The sequence below is a fragment of the Nocardia sp. NPDC058497 genome (assembly GCF_042720195.1).
In the GTDB taxonomy this organism is placed as follows: Bacteria; Actinomycetota; Actinomycetes; order Mycobacteriales; family Mycobacteriaceae; genus Nocardia.
The window spans coordinates 1-1,211 of record NZ_JBHXMY010001015.1 but is presented as its reverse complement, the minus strand read 5'-3'; the positions used below and the strand labels follow the sequence as shown (position 1 = coordinate 1,211).

General features: G+C 68.0%; 2 protein-coding genes. Both read right to left on the bottom strand.

Going from position 1 to position 1,211, the window contains the following annotated elements:
- Positions 1-114: 114 nt before the first annotated feature.
- The gene (locus ACFWPJ_RS33350) at positions 115-420 is read right to left on the bottom strand and encodes a DUF2469 domain-containing protein (RefSeq protein ID WP_011210678.1); all 306 of its coding nucleotides are present in this window, start codon (positions 418-420) and stop codon (positions 115-117) included.
- Positions 421-466: 46 nt separating this feature from the next.
- The gene (locus ACFWPJ_RS33345; RefSeq protein WP_378857583.1) at positions 467-1,171 is read right to left on the bottom strand and encodes a ribonuclease HII; all 705 of its coding nucleotides are present in this window, start codon (positions 1,169-1,171) and stop codon (positions 467-469) included.
- Positions 1,172-1,211 lie beyond the last annotated feature (40 nt).

Here is a 1,211-nt window from a genome sequence, read left to right as displayed (position 1 = left end):
CCGGTGTCCTCCACGGCGCCCGCCCCCGCCCGGCACCCCCCCGCGGAGGGGGGCTCAAAAAAACAGTGGCCACCCGGCCGGAGCTGTCCAAACCCCCAGGCCGGCGGCGCGCCCTCACTCCGGCAGACGGAGGTCGGGCTTCTCCAGTTCTTCGATGTTCACGTCCTTGAACGTGATCACTCGCACGTGCTTGACGAAGCGCGCGGGACGGTACATGTCCCATACCCACGCATCGCTCATCCGCACTTCGAAGTAGACCTCGCCGTCGGCGTTCTGCGGCCGCAATTCGACAGAATTGGCCAGGTAGAAGCGACGTTCGGTCTCCACCACGTACGAGAACTGGCCGACGATGTCCTTGTACTCGCGGTACAGCGACAGTTCCATCTCGGTTTCGTACTTCTCGAGGTCCTCAGCACTCATCGGGTGGGCCGTCCTCCTTCTAGCAGCGCCGCGTTCATAGTGGACATCATCGCGCATGCGCGGCGCGGGAAGCCACTCGGCTACCGCCCGGCACCTCGAGTTCGCGCACATTGCGCCAGGACCGGCGATGTTCGGTGCTGGGTCCGAGCTGCCGCAGCGCGGCGGTGTGCTCGGGCGTGTTGTAGCCCTTGTGCGCGGCGAATCCGTATCCGGGCAGCTGCCCGTCGAGCTCGACCATCATCCGGTCCCTGGTCACCTTGGCCAGGATGCTCGCCGCGGCGATACAGGCCGCGGTGCCGTCGCCGCCGATGACCGGCAGTGACGGTGCGGGCAGGCCGGGGACCTTGAAACCGTCGGTCAGGATGTAACCGGGGGTGTGGCCGAGACCGGCGACGGCCCGGCGCATGCCCTCGATATTGGCGACGTGGATGCCGATGGAGTCGATCTCCCAGGCGGGCACCACCACCACGCTCCACGCCAGCGCCAACCGCTGAACGACCGGGAACAGCTCCTCACGGACCGCCTCGGTCAGTTTCTTGGAGTCGTCGAGCCCGGACAGCTTGTCGTAGGCCTTGGGCGCCAGCAGGCACGCGGCGATCACCAGCGGCCCGGCACACGGGCCCCGGCCCGCCTCGTCGACGCCGGCCACCGGGCCGAGGCCGCCGCGGATGAGCGCCGCCTCGAGTGTGCGTAGTCCCCCAGCTCTGCGCATCACCACCCCCGGCGGCCAGTTGGTCCGATCCTGCCCCACAGTTCGATTGTCCCCGTGTCTCGTCGCGTGTCAGTTTTCC

Coding starts and splice junctions, on each gene's coding strand:
- ACFWPJ_RS33350 (WP_011210678.1), bottom strand. CDS start 420: ATGAGTGCTGAGGACCTCGAGAAGTACGAAACCGAGATGGAACTGTCG.